This is a genomic window from Agromyces litoreus, from assembly GCF_040496015.1.
Classification (GTDB): Bacteria; Actinomycetota; Actinomycetes; order Actinomycetales; family Microbacteriaceae; genus Agromyces; species Agromyces litoreus.
Genome location: NZ_JBEPKA010000014.1, coordinates 31,547 through 53,244 on the forward strand (window position 1 = coordinate 31,547; position 21,698 = coordinate 53,244).

Below are 21,698 nucleotides of genomic sequence, written 5' to 3' on the forward strand. Positions count from 1 at the left end.
GATTTCCCTGCGTCGGCACGCGTGCGCGCCGCTATCGTGGTGGGGTGGACACGCGCGCGACGGACTACCGGATCGAAGGCGACGGCACCGACATCCGGTCGCTGCCCAAGATCTCGCTGCACGATCATCTCGACGGCGGGCTCCGGCCCCAGACGATCATCGAACTGGCCGACGAGATCGGGCTCGAACTGCCCGCGACGGAGGCCGACGAACTCGGCACCTGGTTCGCGGAGCAGTCCGACTCCGGCTCCCTCGTGGAGTACCTGAAGACCTTCGACGTCACCACCGCGGTCATGCAGACGCGCGCTGGCCTGACCCGGGTCGCACGCGAGTTCGTGCACGACCTGGCCGAGGACGGCGTCGTCTACGGCGAGATCCGCTGGGCCCCGGAACAGCACCTCGCGCGCGGCCTCACGCTCGACGAGACGGTGGAGGCCGTGCAGGCCGGGCTGGACGAGGGCGTCGACGACGTCCGTCGGCAGGGGAGCCGCATCCGCGTCGGCCAGCTGATCACGGCCATGCGCCACGCCGACCGCAGCCTCGAGATCGCCGAGCTCGCCGTGCGCCACCACGACCGGGGCGTCGTCGGCTTCGACATCGCCGGTGCCGAGGCGGGGTTCCCGCCGAGCCGCCACCGCACGGCGTTCGACTTCCTCGCGACGCGATTCATGCCCGTCACCGTGCATGCGGGCGAGGCGGACGGCCTCGAGTCGATCCGCAGCGCGCTCTTCGACGGACGGGCCCTCCGGCTCGGGCACGGCGTCCGGCTCGCCGAGGACCTCACGATCGAGCGGCAGGATGACGAGAACACCTACGTGTCCCTCGGGCCGGTCGCGCAGTGGGTCCGGGACCGCGAGATCGCGCTCGAGACCAGCCCGTCGTCGAACCTCCAGACCGGGGCCATCGCGGCGTGGGGCGACGAGCTCGTCGACCACCCGTTCGACCTGCTGTACCAGCTCGGGTTCCGCGTCACGGTCAACACCGACAACCGGCTGCAGTCCGGCACGACGCTCACCCGGGAGCTCGCGCTGCTGTCGGACGCGTTCGGCTACGACCTCGACGACTTCGAGATGTTCCAGCTCAACGCGGCCGCCGCGGCCTTCCTGCCGCTCGACGACCGCGAAGACCTGGCCGAGCAGATCCAGGACGGCTTCGACGAGGCCTGACGCGCGCAGGCGCCATCCGTCGCACCACCGAATCCGACCGCTGAAACGAGCCCCGATGACCCTCCCGCCGCTCTCCGAGGACGCGATCGCGCTGAGCGCCGACGTCGCGGACTGGCGCGCCGCCGTCCGGGCGGCCGGGGACGCCCTCGCCCGCTCCGGATCGACCATGCCGGGCTACACCATCCGGATGATCGAGGTGCTCGAGGAGTTCGGCGCCTACATCGTCGTCGCGCCCGGGCTCGCACTCGCCCACGCTCGACCCGGACCCGACGTGCGGCACAGCGGCCTCTCGGTCGTCACGCTCGCGGACCCGATCGCGTTCGGCCATCCGCACAACGACCCGGTGCGCGTGGTCGTCGGCCTGGCCGTGACCAACGCTGAGGAGCACGTGGCGAGCGTCGCCGACCTCGCCAACGTCTTCAACGACCCCTCCGCGATCGACCGCCTCGCGACCGCGGACTCGGCCGACCTCGTGCGCCAGGTGCTGTCCGGCGGCGCCGGACCCGTCTCCGACGCCGGGGGAACCGGCTCATGAGGATCGTCGCGGTGTGCGGGGTCGGGATCGGCACGTCGGCCATCCTCAAGGGCAACGCCGAGCGCGCCCTCGACCGGCTCGGGCTCTCGGCCGACGTCTCGGCGAGCGACCTGGCCGGCGTCGCATCCGCGGCGGCGGACGCCCAGGTGGTCCTCACCTCGACGGAGCTCGCGGACCGCGTGCGCGACGCGCTCGGGAAGACCTGGGCCGAGATCATCGAGGTCGAGAACTACTTCGACGTCGAGGAGATCGGCCGCAAGCTCGAGGCCTCGCTGGGCTGACCCGCCGGCGCGACCGGGTCAGGCGACCAGCTCGCGCATGCCGGCCTCGAGGCGCGCGACCGCGTCGGATGCCGCGGCTCGTCGCTCGGCGACGCCGCCCTCCGCGGAGGTCGCGTCGAGGTAGGCCTTGAGCTTGGGCTCCGTGCCGCTCGGGCGCACCATCACGCGGGCGCCGCCGTCGAGCACGATCCGCAGGACGTCGGCCGGCGGGTGCCCGTCGACGCCCTGGGCGAAGTCGTCGATCCGCGTCACCGCGATGCCGCCGATCTCGGCGGGGGGCTCGGCTCGCAGCCGCGCCATCACATCGGAGATCCTCGACAGGTCGGTGACCCGGATGGAGACCTGACCCGACTCGTGCGCGCCGAATCGCTCGACGAACTCGTCGAGCCGGTCCGCGATCGTGCGTCCCTCGGCGGCCAACCGTGCCGCCAGGGAGAGGAACGCGACGGCGGCGGAGATGCCGTCCTTGTCGCGCACGGTCGACGGATTCACGAGGTAGCCGAGCGCCTCCTCGTAGCCGAAGACGAGCCCGGGGGCGCGTGAGATCCACTTGAAGCCCGTGAGGGTGGCGCGGAAGTCGAGGCCGTGCGCTCGCGCGACCGCCTCGAGGCCGGGGGAGGAGACGATCGAGCAGGCCAGCGTGCCGCTCGAGGCTCGCTCGGCGACCTGCCAGCCGAGGAGCAGCCCGACCTCGTTGCCCGTGAGGCGGCGGTAGCCGTCGGTGGCGGCGGCGTCGGGGATCGCGACCGCGAGGCGGTCGGCGTCGGGATCGTTCGCGATCACGAGGTCGGCGCCGGCGGCCCGCGCGGCCTCGAACGAGAGGTCCATGGCGCCGGGTTCCTCGGGGTTGGGGAACGCGACGGTGGGGAACCGCCCGTCCGGCTCGATCTGCGCGGGCACGAGCTGCGGAAGGTCGAAGCCCGCGCGCTCGAGCACGCGGCGCAGCGTCTCCCATCCCACGCCGTGCATGGCCGTGTACACCACGCGCGGCTGCGCGGCCGGCGGTTCCGCGACCGCGGCCGTCGCGTCGACGTACGCGTCGACGACGGATTCGTCGGCCGTCTCGACCTCACCGCGCGGCAGGTCCGCGACCGAGGCCGTCTCGGCGACCCGGGCGATCTGCGCCGCGATCTCGGCGTCGGCCGGGGCGACGATCTGCGAGCCGGCGTCCGGTCCGCCCAGGTAGACCTTCATGCCGTTGTCGTTCGGGGGGTTGTGCGAGGCGGTGATCATGACGCCCGCGCTCGTGCCGAGGTGCCGGACGGCGAACGCCAGCACCGGGGTGGGCAGCAGGCGGGGCAGCAGGACGGCGCGGACGCCGGCCCCGGACATGACCTCGGCGACGTCCCGCGCGAACACCTCGGAGTTGCGCCGTCCGTCGCAGCCGACCACGACGCTCGGGGCGCCGTCGCCGTCCGCTCCCTCGAGCAGGTGGGCGGCCAGGCCCGCGGCGCCCTGCGAGACCAGCACCCGGTTCATCCGGTTCGGGCCCGCGGCGATCTCGCCGCGCAGCCCCGCGGTGCCGAACGCGAGGCGGTCGTCGAAGCGCGAGGCGAGGTCGGTGGCGGCGCCGTCCTTCCCGGATCGGACGGCCGCGATGAGCGCCGTCAGCTCCTCGCGGGTCTCGGGGTCGGGATCCTGGGCGATCCACGCCTCGGCGAGGGCGATGCGCTCGTCGTCGGTGCGCTGCGGCATCGGAGGCCTTCTCTCTCGATTGCGACGTGGTCCCGTCGCGTGTGCGGTGTGCGGGCGGCGCGACTCAGATCGAGTCGACGATCCTCGCGAGGAGTCCGGAGATCTTCGCCTCGGCGGCGCGACCCGCCTCGATGACCTCCTCGTGACTGAGCGGGGTGGTCTGGATGCCTGCGGCGAGGTTGGTGATCAGCGACATCCCCAGCACCTCCATGCCCGCCTGGCGTGCCGCGATGGCCTCGAGCGCGGTCGACATGCCGACGATGTCCCCGCCGATGGTCTTCGCCATCTGCACCTCGGCGGGCGTCTCGTAGTGCGGCCCGCGGAACTGCACGTACACGCCCTCGTCGAGCGACGGGTCGATGCCGTGCGCGAGGTCGCGCAGCCGCGACGAGTACAGGTCGGTGAGGTCGACGAACGTCGCGCCCTCGAGCGGCGAGTCGGCGGTGAGGTTGATGTGGTCGCTGATCAGCACGGGCGTGCCGGGGGTCCAGTGCTCCCTGATACCGCCCGCGCCGTTGGTCAGGATCATGGTCGTCGCGCCCGTGGCCGCGGCGGTGCGGACCGAGTGGACGACCCGGCGCACGCCGTGGCCCTCGTAGTAGTGCGTGCGCGCGCCGATGACGAGCGCGCGCTTGCCGTTCGGCAGCGCGACGGAACGCAGCGTGCCGACGTGGCCCTCGAGGGCGGGCCTGGAGAAGCCGGGCACCTCGGTGGCCGGGATCGTGTGGGTCGTCTCGCCGATGAGCTCGGCGGCGGCACCCCAGCCCGACCCGAGCGTCAGCGCGAGGTCGTGCCGTTCGACCCCGGTGAGCTCCGCGATGCGGGCGGCCGCATCGGCGGCGACGGCGAACGGATCGGCGGCGGGGTCGTCGAGCGGGTTCAGCTGCTGCATGCCCTCATGCTACGCAAGCACCGGTGGTGCGGCACGCGTGCGCGCCATCCTGCTCGTCTGCGCGGCATCCGCTCGCACGGGCGCGTTCGCGCGCGCCCGTGCGCGTATACGAGAATGGTGGCCATGCACACCACCTTCGAGCGCACCCAGAGGATCGCCGTACTCGGAGGTGGACCGGGAGGCTACGAAGCCGCGCTCGCGGCCGCCCAGCTCGGCGCCGAGGTCACGCTCGTCGAGCGCGCCGGCGTCGGCGGCTCCGCGGTGCTGACCGATGTCGTGCCGTCGAAGTCGCTCATCGCGACCGCCGAGGCGTCGAACGCCGTGAAGGAGGCGGCCGACCTCGGCGTGCAGTTCTTCGCCAAGGGCGCCGACGCGAAGGCCGTGAAGCCGGACGTCGCCATCAACCTGCAGGCGGTCAACAAGCGGCTGCTCGGCCTCGCCGCCCAGCAGTCGGAGGACATGCGCACGAAACTCCTCGACGCGGGCGTGCGCCTCGTGCAGGGCGAGGGGCGGCTCGACGGCCCGAACGCGCTGATCGTCGCGACCGCCAAGGGCGGCACCGACTTCGACCGGATCGAGGCCGACACGCTCGTGATCTCCACGGGTGCCACGCCGCGCATCCTGCCCTCGGCCGTGCCGGACGGCGAGCGCATCCTGACCTGGACCGAGCTCTACCGGCTGAAGCACGTGCCCGAGCACCTCATCGTCGTCGGGTCCGGCGTGACGGGAGCCGAGTTCGCCTCGGCGTACCGAGCGCTCGGCGCGAAGGTGACGCTCATCTCCAGCCGCGAGCACGTGCTCCCCGGCGAGGACGCCGACGCCGCCGCGGTCATCGAGAAGGTGTTCAAGCGCAACGGGATGAAGGTGCTCTCGAAGTCGCGAGCCGATTCCGTCGTGGTCGACGGCGACGGCGTGCTGGCCACCCTCGCCGACGGACGCGAGGTGCGCGGCTCCCACTGCCTCATGGCCGTCGGCTCGATCCCGAACACGGCCGACATCGGGCTCGAGGAGGCCGGGGTGCAGCTCGCGGAGTCGGGCCACATCCGCGTCAACCGGGTGGCGCGCACCTCGATGCCGAACATCTACGCCGCGGGCGACTGCACGACGTTCCTCCCGCTCGCGTCCGTGGCCTCGATGCAGGGCCGCACGGCCGTCTTCCACGCGATGGGCGACATCGTGAACCCGCCGGAGAACCGGAACATCACGTCGAACATCTTCACGCAGCCCGAGATCGCGACGGTCGGCTGGACCGAGAACGAGATCGAGCAGGGCGTCGTGCCGGGCGTCGTCTACAAGCTGCCGCTCGCCTCGAACCCGCGCGCGAAGATGATGGGGATCCGCGACGGATTCGTGAAGCTCTTCGCGTCGAGCGCCTCGGGCTCGATCATCGGCGGCGTCGTCGTCGCGCCGAAGGCCTCGGAGCTGATCTTCCCGCTCGCGCTCGCGGTCGAGCACCGCCTCACCGTCGACCAGTTCTCCGAGGCGTTCCCGGTGTACCCGTCGCTGACGGGCTCGCTCACCGACGCGGCGCGCGCGATGCACGTCGTGCGCTGACCCGCGTCGCGTCCGCGTCACGGGGCCCGCCCGTGCCTCGCGACGCTTCTCGTGACTCCTGAGAACCGTCGAGCCGTGAGACCGCGCGATGCGACGCGACTCGGACGGCGCGCGTCAGTCGTCGGCGATGGAGAGGAGCAGGTGGCCGCTCGAGACCGTGGTGCCGGGCTCGGCGTTCACGAGGCCGATCACGCCGTCCTTGTGCGCGACGATCGGCTGCTCCATCTTCATGGCCTCGAGCACCAGCACCAGGTCGCCCTTGACGACCTTGTCGCCCTCGGCGACGGCGACCTTCACGACGGTGGCCTGCATCGGCGCCGTCACGGCGTCGCCGGTTGCGGTGTCGACCGAGTGGTGCACGGAACGACGACGGGGGGCCGGACCGCGCGTCGCGCCGTCGGGGGTGGGGCCGCCGGCGAGCCGCTTCGGCATCGAGACCTCGATGCGGCGGCCGTCGACCTCGACGACCACGCTCGCCCGGGCCGCCGGGCCCTTCGTCTCGGCGAGCTCGCCCGACCACGGCTCAAGCGTGTTGTCGTACTCGGTCTCGATCCAGCGCGTGTACACCGAGAAGGGCTCGTCGCCCGCCGGGGCGAACGCGGGGTCGCGGACGATGTCGCGGTGGAAGGGGAGCACGGTCGGCAGGCCGGCGACCTCGAACTCGTCGAGCGCGCGGCGCGCGCGCTCCAGCGCCTCCTGGCGCGTCGGCGCCGTGACGATCAGCTTGGCGAGCAGCGAGTCGAACGCGCCCGAGATCTCGTCGCCGCTCGTGACGCCGGAGTCGACCCGGACGCCCGGACCTCCGGGGAAGCGCAGCTGGTGGATCGGGCCGGGCGCGGGAAGGAAGTTGCGGCCCGGGTCCTCGCCGTTGATCCGGAACTCGAAGGAGTGGCCGGTCGTGACGGGGTCCGGGTAGTCGAGGACGCCGCCCTCGGCGAGCCGGAACTGCTCGCGGACCAGATCGAGCCCCGTGACCTCCTCGGAGACCGGGTGCTCGACCTGCAGGCGCGTGTTGACCTCGAGGAACGAGACGGTGCCGTCCTGCCCGATCAGGAACTCGCAGGTGCCGGCGCCGACGTAGCCGACCTCCTTGAGGATGGCCTTGGACGCCTCGTAGAGCAGGCGGTTCTGCTCCTCGGTCAGGAACGGCGCGGGCGCCTCCTCGACGAGCTTCTGGTGGCGACGCTGCAGCGAGCAGTCGCGAGTGGAGACCACGACGACGTTGCCGTGCTCGTCGGCCAGGCACTGGGTCTCGACGTGCCGGGGCTTGTCGAGGTACTTCTCGACGAAGCACTCGCCGCGGCCGAACGCCGCGACGGCCTCGCGGGTCGCGGAATCGAACAGCTCGGCCACCTCGTCGCGCTCGCGCGCGACCTTCAGCCCGCGGCCGCCGCCGCCGAAGGCGGCCTTGATCGCGACGGGTAGTCCGTGCTGGTCGACGAACTCGAGCACTTCGGATGCGTCCGCGACGGGATTCAGGGTGCCGGGGGCCAGCGGTGCGCCGACCTTCTCGGCGACGTGGCGAGCGGAGACCTTGTCGCCGAGACGTTCGATCGCCTCGGGGGAGGGCCCGATCCAGATGAGCCCGGCGTCGATGACGGCACGGGCGAAGTCGGGGTTCTCGGCGAGGAAGCCGTAGCCGGGGTGCACCGCATCGGCGCCCGAGCGACGGGCGACCGAGAGCAGCTTGTCGATCACGAGGTACGTCTCGGCGCTCGTCGCGCCGTCGAGGGCGTATGCCTCGTCGGCGAGCTTCACGTGGCGCGCGTCCCGGTCCTGGTCGGCGTAGACGGCGACGGAGCCGAGCCCGGAGTCGCGGGCGGCACGGATGACACGAACGGCGATCTCGCCGCGGTTGGCGATGAGGACCTTGGTGATGCGACGCATGATGACCAAGCCTATTGGCGGATTCCCAGCCGACTTTGGGTGCTGTCGACAAAAAAGGCCCGCGGGTGTTTCGGTCACGGACAACGGTTCGTGGCGCGCACGCCGTCCGCGCCGAGTCCGAGCCGTGGTCCCGCCGAGTCCGTGCCGAGGTCCCAGAGGTCCGTCCACTCCACGCCGAGCTCGCGCACGAGGTCGCGCAGCGTGGAGAGCGACAGGCCGACCACCGTCGACGGGTCGCCGGTCACCGACCGGATGAAGGGGCCGCCGAGGCTGTCGACCGTGAAGGCGCCGGCGACCGCGAGCGGCTCGCCCGAGGCGACGTAGGCGTCGATCTCGACGTCGTCGAGCCGCGCGAACTCGACGACCGCCGACGCCGGCCGGCCCACGGCGCCCCGCACCGCGCCGCCGCGGTGGTCGATCACCCAGTGCCCGGACCACAGCACGCCCGATCGCCCGTTCTGGCGGTGCCACCGCTCGCGGGCGACCTCGGGCCGGTGCGGCTTGCCGTGGAGGGTGCCGTCGACGAGGAACGCGGAGTCGCCGCCGAGGATCAGCCCGTCGATCGGCGCTCCGTCGAACTCGCGACCGACGATCGCCTCGGCCTTGCGCCGGGCGAGCAGCTGCACGAGTTCGTCGGGCTCGAGCGGGCCGTGCGCGGCCTCGTGCTCGGCGACCGCCGCCTCCTCGTCCACGCCGGGGGCGAGCAGTGCCGGCTCGATGCCCGCCTGGCGCAGCAGCTGTCGTCGGGCGGGCGAGGTCGAGGCGAGGTACAGGCGCATGCGTCCCATCCTGCCCGGGCCGCTCCCGGCGTGCACACGGGGCCGTGTGGGATCCTCGGAGGATGGCCGAGACCCATCGCCGACGCCCACGCCGACCCTCCCGGGGCCCCGCCCGAGGGGAGCCGCGCCGGTCCGCTCCGGCGCGGCCGGCGGAGCCCGGGCCCGTGCTCGACCTCGAGGTCGAGCGCATCGCGCACGGCGGCGTCGCGGTCGCGCGGCACGACGGCCGCGTCGTCTTCGTGGCCGACGCGATCCCCGGGGAGCGCGTGCGCGCGCAGGTCACCGATGCCGGGCGCGAGCGATTCTGGCGTGCCGAGACGCTCGAGGTGCTCGACGCCTCGCCCGACCGCCGCGAACACGTCTGGGCCGAGGCGTCGGTCGACCGTGCGCCGCAGGACCGCGCCGGCGGCGCCGAGTTCGGCCACATCGCGATGCCGCGCCAGCGGACGCTGAAGGCCGAGGTGCTGCGCGATGCGCTCTCCCGCATGGGCGGGGTCGACCGCGAGGTCGACGTGGTCCCCGTCGACACGGCCCTCGCGCCGGGCGTCGATGCGGAGGCGGGCACCGGATGGCGCACGCGCGTGCGCCTGCACGTGGCCGAGGACGGCACGGTCGGCCCCTACGCCGCGCGCACCCACCACGTGGTGCCGGTGCGGGCGATCCCCCTCGCCGGCGAGGCCCTCGCCGAGCTCGCGCCGCTCGGCGGGGTGGAACCGGGGGCGACGGCCGTCGACCTCATCGCGCCCTCGTCGGGTGGCGGACAGGTCGTCGTCCGGACGCCCGGCGGCGACCGGCACGAGCCCGCGCCCACGGTGACCGAGGTCGTCGGCGAGCGCCGGTTCACGGTCGACCGCGACGGATTCTGGCAGGTGCATCGCGGTGCCGCGGCGATGCTCACCCGCGCCGTACAGGAGGCGATCGACGCCGGCCGCTTCGATCCGGCCGCGCCGAACCAGGACCTCTACGGCGGCGTCGGGCTCCTCGCGGCGGCGGTCGGCGACCGCTTCGGTCCTGCCACCCGGATCACCACCGTCGAGGCCGACGGCCGGGCGACCGAGCACGCGGGCGCGAACCTCGCCGACTGGGTCGGCGCCCGCGCCCTCACCGACCGGGTCGACCGATACCTCGAGCGGATGGTCGCCGACGCCGCAGGCGTCCCTGCGCTCCGCGGGGCCGCCGTCGTGCTCGACCCTCCCCGCTCGGGCGCGGGACGCGCCGTCGTCGAGCGCCTCGCCGCGCTGGGTCCCGCGCAGGTCGTCTACGTCGCCTGCGATCCGGTCGCGCTCGCGCGCGACGTGGCGACGTTCCGGGCGCAGGGCTACGAGCTCGAGGCCCTCGAGGCGTTCGACCTCTTCCCGAACACGCACCATGTCGAGGCGGTCGCGCGTCTGACGGCTATCGTGTGAGGACGGACCCGCTGCGGCGCACGACGCGTCGCCGGGGCGGGCCGCGGCGACGGGGAGGCGACGTGACGACCGAGGCGATCCGAGGCGGGACGCGACCGGCCACGACCGTCGCGATCGTCGACGACCACGAGGCGGTCCGACTGGGGCTGCGCGCCGCGTGCGGCGACGCCGGGTACGTCGTCGTCGCCGACACCGCGGACGTGCCGACCCTGCTCGGAACCCTCGGCGACCCGGCCGCCGAGCCGGCCCGGGTCGTCCTGCTCGACCTCTCGCTCGGCGACGGATCGCAGGTCACCGACAACGTCCGAGCGGTGCTCGCGACCGGCAGCCTGGTGCTGGTGCACAGCATCGCCGACCGGGTCGCGGCCGTCCGCGAGGCCCTCGCGGCGGGCGCGGCCGGCGTCATCCCGAAGTCCGCGCCCACCGCGGCGGTCATCGCCGCGATCGCGACCGTCGCGCGCGGCGAGGCGCTGAACAACGTCGAATGGGCGAGCGCGATCGAGGCCGACCGGGACTTCGCGAAGGCCCAGCTGGGCCGCCGCGAGCGCGACGTGCTGAACCTCTACGCCTCGGGCCTGCCGCTGAAGCTGGTCGCCCAGCAGCTGGGCATCGCGCACTCCACGGCACGCGAGTACCTCGATCGCATCCGCGCGAAGTACGTCGAGGTCGGCCGGCCCGCGCCGACCAAGGTGGACCTGCTGCGGCGGGCCGTGGAGGACGGCATCCTCCCCGGGCTCGATGCCGAGGCCGGGGATGCCCGCCGCTGAGTGGCGGGCGAGCCGGCTCGTCCCGCGCCGCTCGGCCGTGAGCCGGGCGCAGGTCGAGACGGTCACGGCACGCGCGCTCGGGGCGTTCGGCCTGGTGTTCGGCGCGCAGACCGTCCCGGATGCGGTGGCCCAGTCGATGTACCTCGCGGACGGCGCGGGCGCGGCCATGATGGCCGTCCTGTACGGGTCGATCGCCGCGCTGGCCGCAGCGACCTTCACGCGGGTCGCGGTGCGTGCGGCCGCGCTGGCGTTCGCGGCCGCCTATGCGCTCGCGCTGCTCGCGTGGCCGTTCCTGGTCGTCGACCCGTCCGCCATGCAGGACGTCACGCCGTGGCTCTACTACCTGTGCACGGTGGCGACCACGGCCGCCGTCGTCGCCCTGCCGCTGGCGCCCGCGGTCGCGTACACGCTCGCCGTCCCGGCGCTCTACGGCATCGTCCGGCTGAGTCCGTCGGGCGGCGCGCCGGGCGCCCTGATCGCGGTCCTCGACGCCATGTACGCCGTCATCCTCGGTGTCGTGGTGCTCGTGATCATCACGATGCTGAGGCAGGCCGCCATCGCGGTCGACGCCGCGCAGGAGGCCGCCCTGGAACGCTACGACGCGGTCGCGCGGCAGCACGCGACCGAGATCGAGCGCGTCAAGGTCGATGCGCTCGTGCACGACAGCGTGCTCACCACGCTGCTGTCGGCCGCCGCGGCGACCACCAGGTCCGAGCGCACGCTCGCCGCCAGGATGGCGGGTGACGCGGTCCGCCGCCTCGACGAGGCCGCGATCGAGGTCCCGGGCGCAGGCGACAGGGTCGCACTCGCGGTCCTCGTCCGCCGTCTCAGGTCCGGCGTCGCCGGATTCTCCGCACCCTTCCTCGTGCGCGTGGCGGGGGCGGACGGCGTCGAACTGCCGGTCGAGGTGGTGGACGCGCTGTCGTCGGCGGCGATGCAGGCGATGGTCAACAGCGTGCAGCACGCCGACGGCCGGGGCGGCCGGGTCCGACGCGAGCTCGAGGTCGTCGGGGTCGGCGCGGGCGGCTGCGTCATCCGGGTCGTGGACGACGGGGTCGGCTTCGACACGGCCGCGGTGCCGGCGAGCCGCCTCGGCCTGCGCGTCTCGATCGAGGAGCGGATGTCGAACGAGGGCGGTGCCGCGCGCATCGACACGCGTCCCGGCGCCGGCACGCGGGTGACCCTCTCGTGGCCGGCCGGGGTGGAGGCGGGGGGCGCATGATCTCGGTGCCACGCTGGCTGCTGATGGCGCTCGCGGCCATGTTCTCCGGATACCACATCGTGCTCGGCGTGTCGTCGCTGGCCACCGGCGCGCTCGCGTCGCCCTGGCCGGTGGTGGTCGCGCTCGTGCTCTACGCCGTCGCCACGACGCTGAGCCTCTGGCCCGCACGTCGCGCTCGGATGCCCGACTGGCTGGCGGCGCTGGACCTCGCGGTCGCCGTCGTGCTGCCGCTGCTCGTCACGAGCCAGCTCGATCCCGACGCGGACAACGGCTACGCGACGTGGTACGTCGCCGCGGTCGGCACCCTGATGACGATCGCGGCCGCCCGCCGGCAGCTCATCGTGGCGTGGGTCGGCGTGGTCGTGCTCGCCGTGCAGACGGTCGCCTGGGACGGTCCGCTCGCCCTCGGCGCCCTCGGGGTGGTCGGCAGCATCGTATGGGTCGCGATCGCCCACATGCTCTCCGCGGCCCTCTCCGGCGCCGCCCGGGCCACGAGGCGGTACGCGCAGGCGGAGCGCGAGGCCGCGGCGTGGCAGGCCGCGCAGGACGCGCACCTCTTCGAGGGGCGGATGCGACTGGCGCAGACGCAGCGGATCGCCTCGCCCATGCTCCGGCGCATCGCGGAGGGCGACGTGCTCACCGATGCCGACCGGGCGGAGTGCCGCACGCTCGAGGCCGCGATCCGCGACGAGATCCGGGGCCGGATGCTGCTCACCGATGCGGTGCGGTCCGCGGTGCGCCACGCGCGCGACCGCGGCGCCACGGTGACGCTCCTCGACGAGGGCGGGATCGACGACCTCGACGAGGCGGAGCGCGACCGGATCCTCTCGCAGCTCGCGACGGCGGTCGAGGGCAGCACCGCCGACCGGATCATCGCGCGCACCGCGTCCGAGGGGTCGCCGGTCGCGGTGACGGTCGTCGGGCTCAGCGGAGGCGACGGCGAGGTCGTCGAGTCCGAGGACGCCGAGGTCGCGCTGTGGCTGGAGATCCCGCGGTCGGGGTGACGGCCGGACGCGGCGGAGAGCCGGCCGGCGCCGACGGATGCGGTGCCCTCGATGTGCCGCGAATGCCCCCCGGACATGGAAGCGGGGGGTCGGCCCCTACCGACCCCCCAGCAAGCCCGAGTCACGGCGACAACCCGAATATCGCCCTGACTCGCCCCCAGAGCGCCACCGGTTACCCAGCCGGTGACGGTTACGACTCCGATGGAGTGCGTACGTCCATCGTACGGATTCCGCCCTCGCAGCGAAGTCAGCATTTCGGGGGACACGAGGGGGGACACGAGGGGGACCCGACGTGGACCCGAAGTGGACCCGAAGGGGACCGCTGAGCGGCGCTGCCGCTCCATCGGCGGAAGGGGCTCGTCCGGAGTCCGTCGCCCGGACCCGGCGAACGGGGGACACGCCCGGTCAGCGTGCGGAGCCGACCCAGCGTCCGGGGCCCACCTCGATGCGAGGGCGCAACGCGCCGCGCGGGTGGGACCAGTCGCTGCGGCGCTGCGGCTCGGGCACCTCGCGGTCCTCGTGCACGGTGGCGACCATGACCGCGGTCACGGCGGCGGCTTCCTCCGGCGTGACGTCGCGGGTGAGGAACCGCAGGTCGAGGGTCTCGGCGTCGCCCTCGGGTGATGCACTGGTCATCGTCTCCTCCTAGAGCGGGATGTTGCCGTGCTTCTTGGGCGGCAGGCTCGCACGCTTGGTCCGGAGGGCGCGCAGCGCCTTGGTGACCGAGACACGCGTCGCGGCGGGCTCGATGACGCCGTCGAGCTCCCCGCGCTCCGCGGCCAGGAAGGGCGAGGCCACGTTGTACGTGTACTCGTTCGCGAGCTTCGTGCGCACGGCTGCGACATCCTCGCCCGCCTCCTCGGCGCGCTTGATCTCGCCCCGGTAGAGGATGTTCACGGCGCCCTGGCCGCCCATGACCGCGATCTCGGCGGTGGGCCAGGCGAGGTTGATGTCGGCGCCGAGCTGTTTGGATCCCATGACGATGTACGCGCCGCCGTACGCCTTGCGCGTGATGACGGTCACGAGCGGCACGGTCGCCTCGGCGTACGCGTACAGCAGCTTCGCGCCGCGGCGGATGACGCCCGTCCACTCCTGGTCGGTGCCGGGCAGGTAGCCGGGCACGTCGACGAGGGTGAGGATCGGGATCGAGAACGCGTCGCAGAACCGGACGAACCGGGACGCCTTCTCGCCCGCGGCGATGTTCAGCGTGCCCGCCATCTGGCTCGGCTGGTTCGCGATGATGCCGACCGAGCGGCCCTCGATGCGGGCGAAGCCGACGACGATGTTCGGCGCGAACAGCGGCTGGACCTCGAGGAAGTCGCCGTGGTCGACGATCCCCTCGATGATCGAGTGCATGTCGTAGGGCTGGTTCGGCGAGTCGGGGATGATCGCGTTGAGGCGGCGGTCCTCGTCGGTGATCTCGAGTTCCGACTCGCTCTCGTAGACCGGCGCCTCGGACATGTTGTTGTCGGGCAGGAACGAGACGAGCGTGCGTGCGTAGTCGAGCGCATCGGACTCGTCGCTCGCGAGGTAGTGGGCGACGCCCGAGACCGTGTTGTGGGTGAGCGCGCCGCCGAGTTCCTCCATGCCGACGTCCTCGCCCGTGACGGTCTTGATGACGTCGGGCCCGGTGACGAACATCTGGCTGGTCTTGTCGACCATGATCACGAAGTCCGTGAGCGCCGGGGAGTACACGGCGCCGCCGGCAGCCGGACCGCAGACGATGGAGATCTGGGGGATCACGCCCGAGGCGGCCGTGTTGCGGCGGAAGATCTCGCCGTACTTGCCGAGCGCGACCACGCCCTCCTGGATGCGGGCGCCCCCGGAGTCGAGGATGCCGATGATCGGCACGCCCGTCTTCAGCGCGTGCTCCATGACCTTGATGATCTTCTCGCCGGCGACCTCGCCGAGCGATCCGCCGAAGATGGTGAAGTCCTGCGAGTAGACCGCGACGGGGCGCCCGTGGATGGTGCCGAGGCCCGTGACGACGGCATCGCCGTAGGGTCGCTTGCCCTCCATGCCGAACGCGTGCGTGCGGTGCCGCACGAACTCGTCGAGCTCGACGAACGAACCCGGGTCGAGCAGTTCGGCGATGCGCTCGCGGGCGGTCATCTTGCCCTTGGCGTGCTGCTTCTCGATGGCCGCCTCGCCCGAGGCCGTCACGGCCTCGTGGTAGCGCTGCTTGAGGTCGGCGAGCTTGCCCGCGGTCGTGGAGAGGTCGGGGCCGTCGTTCGTCGATTCGGTCACGCCGTTCACTCTACCGGCGCCCTTCCGGCCCGGTTCGTTGACGGATTCCCACAAAAACCACCCCACGGATCGTGCGCATCACGACCGACCCGGTGCGGTCGGACACTACCCTGAACCTCGACGGAAGGGGTCGAGCATGGAGTTGGAGCGGGCGCGCGCGATCGTGCCGAAGCTGGTCTGGCTGGACTCGGTGGGTTCGACGAACGACGTGGTCCGCGACGCGATCCTCCACCCGGACGGCAGCGAGTGGCCGCACGGGTCGACCGTCGTCACCGACGACCAGACCCGGGGCCGTGGCCGTCTCGGCCGCACCTGGCTCGCGCCCACGGGCAAGACCCTCGCGATCTCCGTCCTCCTCCGGCCCGGCGCCACGGCGGGCGTCGCGCTCCCGGCGGACGCCTACGGCTGGCTTCCGCTGATCGCGGGCGCCGCGATGACCGAGGCCGTCCGCGAGGCGGTGGCCGCGGCCGAGGCCGACCGAGGCGGGGAGGACGACGGCTCGGGCGGGGTCGAGGTGGGCCTGAAATGGCCCAACGACGTCCTCGTCTCGGGCTACAAGGCGTGCGGCATCCTGTCGGAGCTCCTCTCCGACGACGCCGTCGTGGTGGGTGCGGGACTGAACCTCACGCTCGACGAGCACGATCTTCCGACGCTCACCTCGACCTCGCTGCTCCTGGCCACGGGCGTGCGCCCCGATGCGGACGCGGTGCTCGCCGCGTACCTCGGCCGACTGCTCGGGCTGGTCGCCGACCTCGTCGCCGCGGGCGGGGACGCCGAGGCGAGCGGCGTGCAGGCCCGGATCGTCGGACTGTGCGGCACGATCGGGCAGGAGGTGCGCGTCGAACTCCCCGGCGGAGCCGAACTGCTCGGCGTCGCCGAGGGCATCGACGCCGACGGCCGCCTCCTGGTTCGCGACGAGGAGACCGGCCGCACCCAGGCTGTCGCCGCCGGAGACGTGACCCACCTGAGGTATTAATGGGCCTATGGGGGAGACGGCCGAGGTTCCCGCGTCGCACGGGCCCGAACACGTCGTGGCGCGCCTGCGTCGGCACGCGCGCATCCTGACCCTGCCGGCGCTGCTCCTCATCGCCGTCGCCGGCGCGGCGGCGTACGCCGTGCCGTGGCTCGAGGAGGGCTGGCCCCGGCTCGCAGCGATCGTGGGATCCGCCCTGGTCATCACGATCGGATGCGTCCTGCCGTACCTGGCCTGGCTGAGCGCGCGGACCACCGTCACGACGCGCCGGATCATCGTGCGTCGCGGGCTGTTCGTGCGCGTTCGACGAGAGCTGTGGCACCGGCGCGGCTACGACGTGCAGGTCCGGAGGTCGTGGCTGCAGCGCCTCGCCGGCTCCGGAGACGTCCGACTCGAGACCGGCCACGAGGTGCCGGTCGTCCTGCGCGACCTGCCCGGACCGTTCCGGGTCCAGGCCGCGCTGCACGAGCTCATGGCCCGCGCCCACGAGCTGGGCGGACCCGCGGTCGGTCCGCCGCTCGGGCCGCCGCTGGGGCCGCCGCTCGGGGGTCCGCTCGCCCCGCCGTCGTTCATCGAGACCGACAGCCGGGTCTGAGCCGTTCGGCCCCCGCCGTGCGCGGGGCGCCGGCCGAGCGCGTACGCTGGTCCGCGGTCCGCGCACCATGGCGGGCCGACGCGACGAAAGGCACCGGCAACTTGGGCGAGGAATGCATCCACGGATTCGATGAGGGACTCTGCGCGATCTGCTCGCCGCCGCCCGAGCCGGAGCCGGCCCCCAAGCCCGCTCGCGCCGCCCGTCCCGCCGGGCGCCGCACGCCCCGCGAGCGTGCGACCGTCCGTGGCGAGGGGTCGGCTCCCGCCCGCAGCGGCCGGGCGAGCTCCGCGTCCGCCGCGCCGGTCGACGTCGGCGCGACGCGCATCTACCACGTGACGCACATCGAGAACCTGGGCCGCATCCTCGGCGCCGGCGCGCTGCACGCCGCGGCGGGGGAGCCCGCCGCCGAGCCGGTCGTCGACCTGGCCGCGCCGGCCGCGCGCGAGTACCGCCGGGCGGCGAGCGTCCCGGGTGCCGACGCGACGGTCGCGGAGTACGTTCCGTTCCTGCTCAGCACCGACGCCGAACTGTGGGATGCCATCCGCACGGGAACGCCCGACCCGAGGCTGGCGCCCGAGGCCGTGCAGCGGCCGGCCGCCGACCACGTCATCCTCGTGTCATCCGTCGCCGCCGTCGCGGGTGCGCGCAAGGACCTCGCCGGCGAGGTCGTCGCGAGCCCGACCGACGCGGGAGTCGGCGGTGCCGCGCTCGCCGCCGACTGGTCGGCGGTCGAGCGCACCCTCGTGCGGCTGATCCTCGCCGACGACGGCGACGGCCTGCGCGCCGGCGAGCTCCTGGTCCGCGATCGCGTCCCGCTCGAGCGGATCGCGCTGATCGCGGTGTCGAACGACCGGGTCCGCGACCGGGTCCGCGCCGCCCTCTCCGCCGTCGGCGCCCGGACGCGCGTCGCCGTCTACCCGCCCTGGTTCCTCGGCGCCGACTGAGTCGGACCGTCCGGCCCGACACGCCTCGCGGGCGCGCCGTCGGTCCCCGCCGAACGCTCCTCGTGCTCACCCAATCGCTGCAGCGGCGGCTGCTCGAAGAGCGCGCGCTGCGCCTCCTCGGCGCGCGCGAGCCGGGAGAGCCCGTCGGAACGGTGATGCCCGTACACCCAGTAGCGGTAGAGCAGGAAGCGGAAGGCCGTTCCGAGCCCGAGCCCGATCACGTTCGAGGAGATGTTGTCGGCGAGCAGGCTGGTGAACCCGAGCACGTAGTGGCTCACCCACAGGCAGAGCAGCGAGATCGCCATGCCCCCGAGCGACACGGCGACGTACTCGGCGAACTCGCGGAGCACCCGGCGCCGGCGGTGGCTCCGGAACGTCCAGTAGCGGTTGCCGATCCAGTTGAAGACGATCGCCACGCTCGTGGAGACGACCTTGGCGCCGATCGCGGTCTGCGCCCACGTGTCCTCGCCGAAGAGCCCGACGCGCAGCGCGTTGAAGAGCGCGACGTCGATCGCGTACCCGATCAGGCCCACGACGCCGAACTTCACGAGGTACGCGAGGAACCCGTGCCACGCCCGTGCGGCGAGCTCGCGGACCGTGAGGGACATCCCCCGATGCTATCGAGCGGCGACCGTAGACTGGGATGCCGCGGCCAGGGGTGCCGCGGGAACGGATGGTGCGTCAGGTGCGAGTCGGAGTGATCGGCGCGGGGCAGCTCGCCCGCATGATGATCCCCGCGGCGGTCGAGCTCGGCATCGAGCTCCGGGTGCTCGCGGAGGCCGAGGGCATGGCGGCGGAACTCGCCGCCGAGCGCGTGGGCGACTACACCGACCTCGACGCGGTGCTCGCGTTCGCCCGCGAGGTCGACGTCGTCACGTTCGACCACGAGCACGTCCCGCAGGACGTCCTGCGCGGGCTCGTCGACGCCGGCGTCGCGGTGCACCCCGGACCCGACGCCCTGCGCTTCGCGCAGGACAAGCTCCTCATGCGCGAGCGGCTCAGCGAGCTCGACCTCCCCGTGCCCGAGTGGGCGCGGGTGACCACGCCCGACGAGCTCGACGCCTTCATCGCCGAGCACGGCGGCGCCGCCGTCGTGAAGACGCCGCGCGGCGGATACGACGGCAAGGGCGTGCGGGTCGTGCGCGGCGCCGCGGAGGTCGCGGAGTGGTTCGCCGCGGCCGCCGAGGACGGGCGCGACGGCGCGCTCCTCGCGGAGGAGCTCGTCGACTTCCGCCGCGAACTGGCGCAGCTGGTCGCGCGGCGCCCCTCCGGCGAGGTGGTCGCGTGGCCGCTCGTCGAGACCGTCCAGGTGGACGGGGTCTGCAGCGAGGTCATCGCTCCGGCACCGCGTTCGGCCGGGCGCCTGGCCGACGTGGCCGCCGACGTCGCGATCGCGATCGCCGACGGCCTCGGCGTGACCGGGGTGCTCGCGGTGGAGATGTTCGAGACCACCGACGACCGCATCCTCGTCAACGAGCTCGCGATGCGTCCGCACAACTCCGGCCACTGGAGCATGGACGGCGCGACGACGGGGCAGTTCGAGCAGCACCTGCGCGCGGTCCTCGACCTCCCGCTCGGCGGCACCGGATGCCACGCCGAATGGGCCGTCATGGTGAACCTGCTGGGCGGGCCGGCCGAGGGATCGCTCGCCGACCGGTACCTCGAGGCGCTCGCCGCCCACCCGACCGTGAAGGTCCACAACTACGGCAAGGAGCCGCGGCCCGGCCGCAAGGTCGGCCACGTGACCGCGATCGGCGAGAACCTCGACGACGCCGTCTACGAGGCGCGCGCGACGGCGGCCGAACTGCAGGACTGAAGCGCGGCGGTACGCCGAACTCGCAGCCGCCAGCCCTAGTATCGATCGGGTGATCGCAGGCTCTTCCACCACCCCCCTCGTCGGCGTCGTCATGGGCTCCGACTCCGACTGGCCCGTCATGAAGGAGGCCTCCGCGGCGCTCGACGAGTTCGGCGTCCCGCACGAGGTCGAGGTGGTCTCGGCGCACCGCACGCCGGAGAAGATGATCGCGTACGGCAAGGAGGCCGCCGCCCGCGGCATCCGCGTGATCATCGCCGGTGCCGGGGGTGCCGCCCACCTGCCCGGCATGCTCGCGTCGGTCACCACGCTGCCCGTCGTCGGCGTTCCCGTGCCGCTCTCGCGCCTGGACGGCCTCGACTCGCTCCTCTCGATCGTGCAGATGCCGGCCGGCGTGCCGGTCGCGACGGTCTCCATCGGCGGCGCGCGCAACGCGGGCCTCATCGCCGTGAAGATCCTCGCCACCGCCGACGACGCGCTGCGCGATGCGCTCGCCGAGTACGCGGCGTCGCTGGCTGCGCTCGTCGAGGAGAAGAACGAACGGCTGAAGTCGAGTCGATGAGCCTCGCAGACAGCCCCATCCGCTACCCGGACACCCGGTCCCGGTCGATCATGACCCGGCGGGGATGGTGGCTCGTCGGCCTCAACATCCTCATTCCCGGGTCGGCGCAGTCCCTCGCCGGCAACCACCGGCTCGGCCGTTTCGGGCTGGGCTCGACGTTCGTGCTCTGGCTCGCGCTCGTCGCGCTGCTCGTCGCCTGGCTGGTCTGGCCGGCGACCGTCTACACGCTCCTCTCCAACAGCGTCGTGCTCTGGGTGCTCGCGCTCGCCGCCGTGTTCTACGCCGTGCTCTGGGTGGTGCTGACGCTCGACACGCTGCGTCTCGTGCGCCTCGTCAGGACCGTGCCGGCGGCCCGCGCCGGGATCTCGGCGCTCGCGATCACGGTCATGGTCGTGGCCTCGGGGACGGCCGCGTACGGCGCGTACGTGAGCACGACAGCCAGCGGGTTCCTCTCATCGGTCTTCGTCGCCGGACCGAGCGAGCCCCCGATCGACGGGCGGTACAACGTGCTGCTGCTCGGCGGCGACGCCGGGCCCGACCGCGAGGGCCTGCGGCCGGACAGCGTCCGGGTCGTCAGCATCGACGCCGACACGGGGCAGGCCGTGACCATCGGCCTGCCGCGCGACCTCACGAACGTGCCGTTCGACGAGGACTCGCCGATGCGCGAGGTCTATCCCGACGGCTACGGCGCCTTCGGGGTCTGCGACGTCGACGTGTGCCAGCTGAACTCGATCTACACCGAGGTGGAGCTGAAGAGCCCCGAGCGGTATCCGGACGCGGTGGCCCAGGGCAGCGAGCCCGGCATCGAGGCGATGCGGGATGCCGCCGAGGGCGTGACCGGGCTCACGATCCAGTACTACGTGCTGATCGACATGGCCGGGTTCCAGCAGCTCATCGACGCCCTCGGCGGCGTCACGGTCGACGTGCCGCACGACGTGCCGATCCACGCCGACGAGACGTTCACGACCGTGGCGGAGTGGATCCCGGAGGGCGAGCAGCACCTCGACGGCTACCACGCCCTCTGGTACGCGCGGTCGCGCCACGGCACCAGCGACTACGACCGGATGGCCCGGCAGCTCCAGATCCAGGAGGCCGTGCTCGCGCAGTTCAACGCGGCGAACGTGCTCTCGAAGTTCCAGGAGGTCGCCGCCGCCGGGTCCCAGGTGGTGAAGACGGACGTGCCGCAGTCGATGCTGGGCTACTTCGTCGACCTGGCGGCGAAGACGAGGGAACTGCCGATCATCGACGTCCCGCTCGTGCCCGACAACGGCGTCGATCCGCTCGCGCCCGACTACGAGGCCATCCGCCAGATGATCGACGCCGCGATGGTGCCGGTGACGCCCGAGCCTTCGGAAGGCTGAGCGGCCGGAGCGCCG

The 21,698-nt window shown here is 73.1% G+C and carries 20 protein-coding genes and 1 pseudogene; 14 read left to right on the forward strand and 7 right to left on the reverse strand.

The window, feature by feature from the left end; all coding sequences use genetic code 11:
- Nucleotides 1-44 precede the first annotated feature (44 nt).
- From ABME01_RS11550 to ABME01_RS11560, 3 genes are read left to right on the forward strand one after another with little or no spacing between them, the layout of a single operon-like run.
- A complete protein-coding gene (locus tag ABME01_RS11550) occupies nucleotides 45-1,166 on the forward strand; it encodes an adenosine deaminase (protein WP_353828562.1) in 1,122 nt (373 codons plus the stop codon).
- 55 nt (nucleotides 1,167-1,221) lie between these two features.
- Nucleotides 1,222-1,701 (forward strand): PTS sugar transporter subunit IIA, encoded by a 480-nt coding sequence (locus ABME01_RS11555; RefSeq protein WP_353828563.1) that lies wholly within the window; start codon nucleotides 1,222-1,224, stop codon nucleotides 1,699-1,701.
- The gene (locus ABME01_RS11560; RefSeq protein WP_353828564.1) at nucleotides 1,698-1,982 is read left to right on the forward strand and encodes a PTS sugar transporter subunit IIB; all 285 of its coding nucleotides are present in this window, start codon (nucleotides 1,698-1,700) and stop codon (nucleotides 1,980-1,982) included. The genes ABME01_RS11555 and ABME01_RS11560 overlap by 4 nt, the downstream gene beginning before the upstream one ends.
- An 18-nt stretch (nucleotides 1,983-2,000) precedes the next feature.
- Here ABME01_RS11560 and ABME01_RS11565 read toward each other — a convergent pair whose 3' ends face one another.
- Nucleotides 2,001-3,677 carry a phospho-sugar mutase gene (locus tag ABME01_RS11565; protein ID WP_353828565.1) on the reverse strand — a complete coding sequence of 559 codons (1,677 nt, stop codon included), beginning with the start codon at nucleotides 3,675-3,677 and terminating at the stop codon, nucleotides 2,001-2,003.
- A 64-nt stretch (nucleotides 3,678-3,741) separates the two neighbouring features.
- Complete coding sequence (locus tag ABME01_RS11570) at nucleotides 3,742-4,569, reverse strand: purine-nucleoside phosphorylase (protein WP_353828566.1); 828 nt, start codon at nucleotides 4,567-4,569, stop codon at nucleotides 3,742-3,744.
- 123 nt (nucleotides 4,570-4,692) lie between these two features.
- On the opposite strand from ABME01_RS11570, the gene ABME01_RS11575 reads away from it, so the two are divergent.
- Entirely contained in the window at nucleotides 4,693-6,123 is a 1,431-nt protein-coding gene (locus ABME01_RS11575; protein WP_353828567.1) for an NAD(P)H-quinone dehydrogenase, read from the forward strand.
- Nucleotides 6,124-6,237: 114 nt separating this feature from the next.
- On the opposite strand, the gene ABME01_RS11580 is transcribed toward ABME01_RS11575, so the two are convergent.
- Together ABME01_RS11580 and ABME01_RS11585 are read right to left on the reverse strand one after the other, a co-directional pair.
- Nucleotides 6,238-8,010: an acetyl/propionyl/methylcrotonyl-CoA carboxylase subunit alpha gene (locus ABME01_RS11580; RefSeq protein ID WP_353828568.1), complete on the reverse strand. Its 1,773-nt coding sequence runs from the start codon at nucleotides 8,008-8,010 to the stop codon at nucleotides 6,238-6,240.
- A gap of 74 nt (nucleotides 8,011-8,084) precedes the next feature.
- A complete protein-coding gene (locus ABME01_RS11585; protein WP_353828569.1) occupies nucleotides 8,085-8,789 on the reverse strand; it encodes a Maf family protein in 705 nt (234 codons plus the stop codon).
- Nucleotides 8,790-8,947: 158 nt separating this feature from the next.
- Here ABME01_RS11585 and ABME01_RS11590 point away from each other — a divergent pair.
- The 4 genes and pseudogenes from ABME01_RS11590 to ABME01_RS11605 form a co-directional block, all read left to right on the forward strand.
- Nucleotides 8,948-10,195 (forward strand): annotated as a pseudogene (locus ABME01_RS11590) (class I SAM-dependent RNA methyltransferase); the annotation flags it as partial.
- 62 nt (nucleotides 10,196-10,257) lie between these two features.
- Nucleotides 10,258-10,962 carry a response regulator transcription factor gene (locus ABME01_RS11595; RefSeq protein WP_353828570.1) on the forward strand — a complete coding sequence of 235 codons (705 nt, stop codon included), beginning with the start codon at nucleotides 10,258-10,260 and terminating at the stop codon, nucleotides 10,960-10,962.
- Nucleotides 10,949-12,184: a sensor histidine kinase gene (locus tag ABME01_RS11600; protein WP_353828571.1), complete on the forward strand. Its 1,236-nt coding sequence runs from the start codon at nucleotides 10,949-10,951 to the stop codon at nucleotides 12,182-12,184. The genes ABME01_RS11595 and ABME01_RS11600 overlap by 14 nt, the downstream gene beginning before the upstream one ends.
- Nucleotides 12,181-13,188, forward strand: coding sequence for a DUF8320 family protein (locus ABME01_RS11605; RefSeq protein WP_353828572.1), 1,008 nt, complete (start codon nucleotides 12,181-12,183; stop codon nucleotides 13,186-13,188). The genes ABME01_RS11600 and ABME01_RS11605 overlap by 4 nt, the downstream gene beginning before the upstream one ends.
- Before the next feature lie 405 nt (nucleotides 13,189-13,593).
- Here the strand turns inward: ABME01_RS11605 and ABME01_RS11610 are convergent, their stop codons facing one another.
- The gene (locus tag ABME01_RS11610; protein ID WP_353828573.1) at nucleotides 13,594-13,824 is read right to left on the reverse strand and encodes an acyl-CoA carboxylase epsilon subunit; all 231 of its coding nucleotides are present in this window, start codon (nucleotides 13,822-13,824) and stop codon (nucleotides 13,594-13,596) included.
- A gap of 9 nt (nucleotides 13,825-13,833) precedes the next feature.
- On the reverse strand, nucleotides 13,834-15,435 hold the full coding sequence (locus tag ABME01_RS11615; RefSeq protein WP_353828574.1) for an acyl-CoA carboxylase subunit beta: 1,602 nt from the start codon (nucleotides 15,433-15,435) through the stop codon (nucleotides 13,834-13,836).
- A 136-nt stretch (nucleotides 15,436-15,571) separates the two neighbouring features.
- On the opposite strand from ABME01_RS11615, the gene ABME01_RS11620 reads away from it, so the two are divergent.
- From ABME01_RS11620 to ABME01_RS11630, 3 genes are all read left to right on the forward strand, one after another.
- Entirely contained in the window at nucleotides 15,572-16,411 is an 840-nt protein-coding gene (locus ABME01_RS11620) for a biotin--[acetyl-CoA-carboxylase] ligase (protein ID WP_353828575.1), read from the forward strand.
- Between the two features lie 7 nt (nucleotides 16,412-16,418).
- Nucleotides 16,419-17,003, forward strand: a complete 585-nt coding sequence (locus ABME01_RS11625; protein ID WP_353828576.1) for a PH domain-containing protein — start codon at nucleotides 16,419-16,421, stop codon at nucleotides 17,001-17,003.
- Nucleotides 17,004-17,104: 101 nt separating this feature from the next.
- Nucleotides 17,105-17,947: a DarT ssDNA thymidine ADP-ribosyltransferase family protein gene (locus ABME01_RS11630; protein ID WP_353828577.1), complete on the forward strand. Its 843-nt coding sequence runs from the start codon at nucleotides 17,105-17,107 to the stop codon at nucleotides 17,945-17,947.
- Here the strand turns inward: ABME01_RS11630 and ABME01_RS11635 are convergent.
- Nucleotides 17,917-18,555, reverse strand: a complete 639-nt coding sequence (locus tag ABME01_RS11635; RefSeq protein ID WP_353828578.1) for a GtrA family protein — start codon at nucleotides 18,553-18,555, stop codon at nucleotides 17,917-17,919. The genes ABME01_RS11630 and ABME01_RS11635 overlap by 31 nt on opposite strands.
- A gap of 65 nt (nucleotides 18,556-18,620) precedes the next feature.
- Between ABME01_RS11635 and ABME01_RS11640 the strand changes: the two genes are divergently transcribed.
- The 3 genes from ABME01_RS11640 (at nucleotide 18,621) to ABME01_RS11650 (ending at nucleotide 21,683) form a co-directional block, all read left to right on the forward strand.
- Nucleotides 18,621-19,763, forward strand: coding sequence for a 5-(carboxyamino)imidazole ribonucleotide synthase (locus ABME01_RS11640; RefSeq protein WP_353828618.1), 1,143 nt, complete (start codon nucleotides 18,621-18,623; stop codon nucleotides 19,761-19,763).
- A gap of 91 nt (nucleotides 19,764-19,854) precedes the next feature.
- Entirely contained in the window at nucleotides 19,855-20,322 is a 468-nt protein-coding gene (gene purE / locus ABME01_RS11645) for a 5-(carboxyamino)imidazole ribonucleotide mutase (protein ID WP_353828619.1), read from the forward strand.
- Nucleotides 20,319-21,683: an LCP family protein gene (locus ABME01_RS11650; RefSeq protein ID WP_353828579.1), complete on the forward strand. Its 1,365-nt coding sequence runs from the start codon at nucleotides 20,319-20,321 to the stop codon at nucleotides 21,681-21,683. Before purE ends, ABME01_RS11650 begins: the two co-directional genes overlap by 4 nt.
- Nucleotides 21,684-21,698 lie beyond the last annotated feature (15 nt).

What these genes read in the sequence shown, in the direction of transcription:
- ABME01_RS11555 (WP_353828563.1), top strand. Translation starts at nt 1,222, where the DNA reads ATGACCCTCCCGCCGCTCTCCGAGGACGCGATCGCGCTGAGCGCCGAC.
- ABME01_RS11560 (WP_353828564.1), top strand. Translation starts at nt 1,698, where the DNA reads ATGAGGATCGTCGCGGTGTGCGGGGTCGGGATCGGCACGTCGGCCATC.
- ABME01_RS11565 (WP_353828565.1), bottom strand. Translation starts at nt 3,677, where the DNA reads ATGCCGCAGCGCACCGACGACGAGCGCATCGCCCTCGCCGAGGCGTGG.
- ABME01_RS11570 (WP_353828566.1), bottom strand. Translation starts at nt 4,569, where the DNA reads ATGCAGCAGCTGAACCCGCTCGACGACCCCGCCGCCGATCCGTTCGCC.
- ABME01_RS11575 (WP_353828567.1), top strand. Translation starts at nt 4,693, where the DNA reads ATGCACACCACCTTCGAGCGCACCCAGAGGATCGCCGTACTCGGAGGT.
- ABME01_RS11580 (WP_353828568.1), bottom strand. Translation starts at nt 8,010, where the DNA reads ATGCGTCGCATCACCAAGGTCCTCATCGCCAACCGCGGCGAGATCGCC.
- ABME01_RS11585 (WP_353828569.1), bottom strand. Translation starts at nt 8,789, where the DNA reads ATGCGCCTGTACCTCGCCTCGACCTCGCCCGCCCGACGACAGCTGCTG.
- ABME01_RS11600 (WP_353828571.1), top strand. Translation starts at nt 10,949, where the DNA reads ATGCCCGCCGCTGAGTGGCGGGCGAGCCGGCTCGTCCCGCGCCGCTCG.
- ABME01_RS11605 (WP_353828572.1), top strand. Translation starts at nt 12,181, where the DNA reads ATGATCTCGGTGCCACGCTGGCTGCTGATGGCGCTCGCGGCCATGTTC.
- ABME01_RS11610 (WP_353828573.1), bottom strand. Translation starts at nt 13,824, where the DNA reads ATGACCAGTGCATCACCCGAGGGCGACGCCGAGACCCTCGACCTGCGG.
- ABME01_RS11620 (WP_353828575.1), top strand. Translation starts at nt 15,572, where the DNA reads ATGGAGTTGGAGCGGGCGCGCGCGATCGTGCCGAAGCTGGTCTGGCTG.
- ABME01_RS11625 (WP_353828576.1), top strand. Translation starts at nt 16,419, where the DNA reads ATGGGGGAGACGGCCGAGGTTCCCGCGTCGCACGGGCCCGAACACGTC.
- ABME01_RS11635 (WP_353828578.1), bottom strand. Translation starts at nt 18,555, where the DNA reads ATGTCCCTCACGGTCCGCGAGCTCGCCGCACGGGCGTGGCACGGGTTC.
- ABME01_RS11640 (WP_353828618.1), top strand. Translation starts at nt 18,621, where the DNA reads ATGGTGCGTCAGGTGCGAGTCGGAGTGATCGGCGCGGGGCAGCTCGCC.
- purE (WP_353828619.1), top strand. Translation starts at nt 19,855, where the DNA reads ATGGGCTCCGACTCCGACTGGCCCGTCATGAAGGAGGCCTCCGCGGCG.
- ABME01_RS11650 (WP_353828579.1), top strand. Translation starts at nt 20,319, where the DNA reads ATGAGCCTCGCAGACAGCCCCATCCGCTACCCGGACACCCGGTCCCGG.